This window comes from Microbacterium sp. 13-71-7 (assembly GCF_002257455.1).
Classification (GTDB): domain Bacteria; phylum Actinomycetota; class Actinomycetes; order Actinomycetales; family Microbacteriaceae; genus Microbacterium.
This window is the reverse complement of the sequence record NZ_NCKN01000253.1, coordinates 1-5339: the sequence shown is the minus strand read 5'-3', so window position 1 is coordinate 5339 and position 5339 is coordinate 1. Positions and strand designations below refer to the sequence as shown.

The window sequence follows — 5339 nt, the reverse complement described above, 5'->3', positions numbered from 1 at the left end:
CTCGAAGGTGGTGAGCGCCCGGGGCGCGTGACTTCGCGCGTCGCCGGATGTGATGAAGTGGTTCGGTGAGTGCTCCCGACCTGACCCCGGCCCTCGGCGGGACCGTCACAGCCTTCAGCGTCGGATCCGCGACCCTGATCGCCGAGCGAGCCGGATCCGGATCCGGGGAGCGCGCCGGATCCGCGGAGGGCGCCGGATCCGCGGAGGGCGCCGAGCCCGCGGTGTTCCTGCTCCTGCACGGGCTCGGCATGGGGCGCAGCGTCTTCGTCGAGCTGGCTCGGCGGCTCGACGGCGTCGTCGTGGCCGTGGACCTGCCGGGCTTCGGCGCCGCGCCGGAGCCCGACGTGCCGCTCACCATGCCCGAGCATGCCGACCTCGTCGCGGCGTACCTGTCCGCCGAGGGCCTGCCCGCGGTCACGGTCGTCGGGCATTCGATGGGGAGCCAGGTCGCGACCGAGCTCGCCGTCCGCCACCCGGACCGTGTGCGCGCCGTCGTGCTCGCCGCGCCCACCGTCGACGCCGGCGCCCGGCGCGTCGCCCTGCAGGCGCTGCGGTTCCTGCACGACACCGCTTCGATCGATCCGCGCGTGGTGCTGCGCGGTGTGCGCGAGTACCTCCGTGCCGGTCCGCAGCTCGTCCGCAAGATCAGGGCCACGGTCGCCCACCGCCCCGAGGAGCTCTATCCGCGGATCGCCGTGCCGGCGCTCGTGCTGCGCGGCACGCGGGATCCGGTGTGCCCGTCGGTCTGGACCCGCGCGGTCGCGGAGGCGATCCCGCAGGCGGAGCTGGCGGAGATCCCCGGCTGCGGTCACGAGACGATGATCCGCGACGCCGCCCCGGCCGCCGCCCGCATCGCAGACTTCCTCTCGCGCACCTGACCGACTCGCGCACCTGACGCACTCGCGCGCCCGACGCACTCGCCCTGGCGCCGGCTCCCCCACCTTCGAGTCGTCCCCGCCAGCGCACGCTATCGGCTCCGCTGACGGGGACGACTCGGAGGTAGGGGGGTCAGGGCTGGGGCTGGGGCTGCTGCCTCGCGGCGCGGAAGGCGATCGCGGAGATCCCCAGCGCGGATCCGAGGAACACCACGGCGAGGATCGCCCAGCCGGCGAATCCGAGGGCGATCGCGGTCGCGTTCACGAGGAGCGGCGCGAAGAGCGAGCCGATCGCGAACGTCATCCCGAAGACGCCCTGGTAGGCGCCCGCGCGCACGGGGTCGGCGAGCTCGAAGCTCAGGCCCCAGCCGCCGGCCTGGGACAGGATCTCGGCGAAGGTGTGCGCGATGAGCGCGATGAGCAGCACGGCGATCGCCGCCACGACGGGGAGGCCGGCGGCCGAGGCGTAGACGAGACAGGCCCCCGCCATGAGCACGCCCGCGATCAGCGAGACCTTGCCCGCGACGCGCAGGTCGTGCGTGCGTCGCGAGAACCGCACCTGGAACAGCACGACCAGCACGGTGTTCGCGATGAGCAGCACCGAGAACGTGGCGTCGGGCGCCGTGGTGGCGTGGGCGATCCACAACGGCACGCCGACCTCGGCGACGCCGAACTGCATGCCGAACGCGGCGGAGAACAGGGCGAGCAGCAGGTAGCGCGGATCCCGCCAGGGCGAGCGGGCGCGCCAGTCGCGCCGCAGCTCCCTCTCGGCGGCGGCCGTCGCCGCGGTGTTCACGGATCCGGTCTCGGTCGTGACCGCCTCCGCAACCCGCGGGGCGGCGTCGACGGACGAGGGCAGCCGCAGCAGCGGGAGCGCGCCGACCGTGCAGATCGCTCCGGCGATCACGATCACGGTCCGGTAGGAGACCGGGGTGCCGATGGCCAGCGCGATCGCGGCGATCCCGGATCCTGCCGCGATCGAGAGGTTCGTCACGGTGCGCAGCACGGCCCGGGCGTGCACGCGGTTCTCACCGGTGAAACCGCGTGCGATCACCGCCGAGCGGGACGACTGCGCCAGGGCGTCGAGGAAGCCGCTCGCGACGGCGAAGACGATCGCGGCCGTGAACGTGCCGACGAAGGCATAGGCGACGAGGAAGAGCCCCGCCGCGGCCTCGCACACGAAGGACGCACGCCGTGCGCTCCACCGGTCCGCGAGCCATCCGCCGAGGAACGAGGCGAGGATGCTGCTGCCGCTCGCCGCGGCCAGCACGATCGCCGCCTGGCCGCCGTCCAGTCCGACGATGCGGATGAAGTAGAGCACCGTGATCGTCAGGAACACGCCGCGGCCGATGCGCGCGACCGTGGTCGCGGTGACCAGGGCGCGCAGCACGGGATCGTCGAGCGATCCGACGATGCGGCCGACCGGACCAGGGCGGCGCATCGTCTGGGTGCCCGCCGGATCCGAAGTCATAGGGTTCGATCCTAGGGCGTGCGAGGAAGCCCGACGCCCCCGCCCGCCTCCGACCCCGCCCCGGCTCACCCCACCTCCGAGTCGTCCCCGCGAGCGGAGCCCATGGCGTGCGCTGAGGGGGACGACGCGGAGGTGGGAGGGGGCGGGGCGGCGCCGCTCTACGCTGGGGTCGTGCAAGGGGCGACGGTCGAGGGCGTGCGGATCGCGTGGGCGCGCACGACGCCCGGCGATCGGCGGGAGACCGGCCGCGGCCTCATCCGGGCACTGGCCGCTGAGCTCGCGCCGGGGGCGGACCTGCGGATCGAGCAGCGCTGCCCGGTCTGCGGCGGCCCGCACGGCCGCCCGCTGCTGCCGCACGCGCCCCTGCTCGCGAGCGCCGCGTATGCGGGCCCCTGGGTCGTCGTCGCCGTCGCCCGACGGCAGGATGCGGACGCGCTCGGCATCGACGTGGAGCTCGAGGGGGCGGCGCCGGAGCTCTCGCTCCTGTTCGCACCGGCGGATCCCCCTGACCTCCGCGGATGGACCGCGATCGAGGCGGCGCTCAAGGCCGACGGGCGCGGTCTGATGGTCCCTCCCGACCGGGTGCGCCTCTCCCCCGGCCTGTCCCGCGGCGGATACGCGACGGTGCCCGACGGCGGCGGGTTCCGGATCCTGCCCGTCGCCGCCGCGCCCGGCACGATCGTCACGCTCGCGCTGCGGCGGCCCGGCCCAGACCCGACGCCCACGCGTCGACCGTGACCACGTCGGCCTGACGCGGGAACACCTTCTCGAGCAGCACCCGATGCACCTCGGGATCCTGATCCGCGCACGCGTCGGAGAGGACCGTGAGCCCGAAGTCCTGGTCGGCGGCGTGACGGACCGTGCTCAGGACCACTCCGCTCGTGGAGACGCCGGCGAGCACGAGGTCGGTCGCGTCCAGTCCTCGCAGCACCACGTCGAGGTCGGACGCGAATGCGCCGTATCGCCGCTTGACGACCACGGGCTCACCGGGTCGCGGCGCGAGGGCGTCGACGATCTGCGTGGCCTCGGCGTCCTCCCCCATGTGCGGAGCCGTGGGCGACTGAGCGATCGCGCCGAAGGCCTTGTTGCGTGCGGCCGCCTCGGGGAAGCCCTCTCGGAACGCGACGCGGACGAAGACGACGGGGATCCCCGCGGCACGGGCCGCGGCGAGCGCGCGCTGCGCGTTCGCGATCACGTCGGAGCCGCCTTCGGCGTAGCGTCCGGCGATGCCGTTCTGGAAGTCCATGAGCAGGAGTGCGGTGGTCATGTGCCGCATCCTCGCACACATTAGACAGTTTTACCTGTGCAGTTTAGACTGTCGATATGCCCGAGACCCCGCCTGAGACGCCCCTCGCCCCGAGCCCCGCGCAGACGGCACTCGATCTGCGGACCGTCGTGGCCCGCCTGCTGCGGCGCTTCCGCGAGGCGGGCGCCGACGATTCCCTGACCCCCTCGCAGGCCTCGGCGCTCGCCCGACTGGGCAAGGGCGGCGTCTCGACCGTGAGCGCCCTGGCCTCCGCCGAGCGCGTCCGGCCGCAGTCGATGGCGGCGACGGTCGAGACCCTGGAGAACGCGGGCTTCGTGACCCGCAGTCAGGATCCGAGCGACGGCCGGAGGCAGATCATCGATCTCACCGACGCGGGATGGGCGCGCATCGAGGGCCAGAAGGACGCCGCGGCCGCCTGGCTCGAGCACGCCCTCACCGACCTCGACCCTGCGGACCTCCGCACGGTCTCCGCCGCGATGGTCGTGCTGGAGAGGATGCTGCCCTGATGCGCTTCCTCCCGCGGATCGGAGGGCCCGCCCCCGCGGGACGCTTCGACAGGCGCCTCCTCGCGCCGATGATGATCGGGGCGATCCTCAATCCGATCAACACCGCGATCATCGCCGTGGCCCTCACGCCGATCGGCCTCGCCCTCGGCGCCCCGGCGAGCGAGACGGTGTGGCTCGTGTCCAGCCTCTACCTCGCGACCGCGATCGGCCAGCCGCTGGTCGGCCGTCTCGTCGACATCTTCGGCGTGCGCTCCCTCTTCCTCCTGGGCGCCGTGCTCGTGGCCGCCGCGGGCGCCATCGGCCTGCTCGCCCCCGAGAACCGCGACAGCATCTGGTGGCTCGTCGCCGCCCGCGTGATCCTGGGCCTCGGCACCTGCGCCGGCTACCCCGCCGCGATGCACCTGATCCGCGCGGAGGGCGCGCGCACCGGCCTCGCCTCCCCCGCCGGGATCCTGACGCTGCTCTCGGTGACGACGCAGACCATCGCCGTGATCGCGCCCGCGCTCGGCGGTCTGCTCATCGGCGCCTGGGGCTGGCGCGCCACGTTCGCCGTGAACCTGCCGCTGGGCCTCGCCACGCTGCTGCTCGGCGCCCTCTTCCTCCCCCGGCGGACCGGGCTCGAACCCGCCGTGCAGGACCGGCCGCGGATCGACGGGATCGGGATCCTCCTCTTCGCCGTCACGATGCTCGCCCTGCTCGTGTTCCTGCAGAACATCGCGCCGACGCTGATCTGGCTGCTCGTCGTCGCCGTCGTGGCCGGCGCCGTCTTCGTGTGGTGGGAACGCCGGATCCCCGATCCCTTCATCGATGTGCGGGTGCTCTCCGGCAACCGGCCGCTGCTGCTCAGCTACGTGCGGTCGCTGCTGACGGCGACCATCTCGTACACCTTCGTCTACGGCTTCACCCAGTGGCTCGAGGACGGCCGCGGCCTCACCCCGACGGTCGCCGGACTCGTGCTGCTCCCGGTCTTCGCCGCGGGCATCGCGGTCGCCGTGGCCTTCGGGCGCCGCCCCGAGGTGGTCTGGAAGCTGCTGGTCGGATCCGCCGCGCAGCTGGTCGCCGGGATCCTCGTGCTGTTCATGACCGGCTCCTCGCCGATCTGGTTCCTCGTGCTCGCGATGCTGGTGCTCGGCATCCCGCAGGGCCTCAACAACCTCGCGATCCAGAACTCGCTGTACTACCAGGCCGAGCCGGCGCGCATCGCCTCCTCCGCGGGGAAC

6 protein-coding genes are annotated in these 5339 nt (G+C 73.5%); 4 read left to right on the top strand and 2 right to left on the bottom strand.

The window, feature by feature from the left end; translation table 11 throughout:
- Window positions 1-65: 65 nt before the first annotated feature.
- Window positions 66-878 carry an alpha/beta hydrolase gene (locus tag B7X32_RS17985; RefSeq protein WP_292722761.1) on the top strand — a complete coding sequence of 271 codons (813 nt, stop codon included), beginning with the start codon at window positions 66-68 and terminating at the stop codon, window positions 876-878.
- Window positions 879-1008: 130 nt separating this feature from the next.
- Here B7X32_RS17985 and B7X32_RS17980 read toward each other — a convergent pair whose 3' ends face one another.
- Window positions 1009-2346, bottom strand: coding sequence for an MFS transporter (locus B7X32_RS17980; protein WP_292722758.1), 1338 nt, complete (start codon window positions 2344-2346; stop codon window positions 1009-1011).
- Window positions 2347-2517: 171 nt separating this feature from the next.
- Between B7X32_RS17980 and B7X32_RS17975 the strand changes: the two genes are divergently transcribed.
- On the top strand, window positions 2518-3084 hold the full coding sequence (locus B7X32_RS17975) for a 4-phosphopantetheinyl transferase (protein ID WP_292722756.1): 567 nt from the start codon (window positions 2518-2520) through the stop codon (window positions 3082-3084).
- Here the strand turns inward: B7X32_RS17975 and B7X32_RS17970 are convergent.
- Window positions 3029-3613 (bottom strand): cysteine hydrolase, encoded by a 585-nt coding sequence (locus B7X32_RS17970; RefSeq protein WP_292722751.1) that lies wholly within the window; start codon window positions 3611-3613, stop codon window positions 3029-3031. The two genes, B7X32_RS17975 and B7X32_RS17970, sit on opposite strands and share 56 nt — an antisense overlap.
- A gap of 56 nt (window positions 3614-3669) precedes the next feature.
- Between B7X32_RS17970 and B7X32_RS17965 the strand changes: the two genes are divergently transcribed.
- The gene (locus tag B7X32_RS17965) at window positions 3670-4119 is read left to right on the top strand and encodes a MarR family winged helix-turn-helix transcriptional regulator (protein ID WP_292722749.1); all 450 of its coding nucleotides are present in this window, start codon (window positions 3670-3672) and stop codon (window positions 4117-4119) included.
- On the top strand, window positions 4119-5339 hold a 1221-nt coding region (locus B7X32_RS17960; RefSeq protein WP_292722746.1), incomplete at its 3' end, for an MFS transporter. The genes B7X32_RS17965 and B7X32_RS17960, both read left to right, overlap by 1 nt.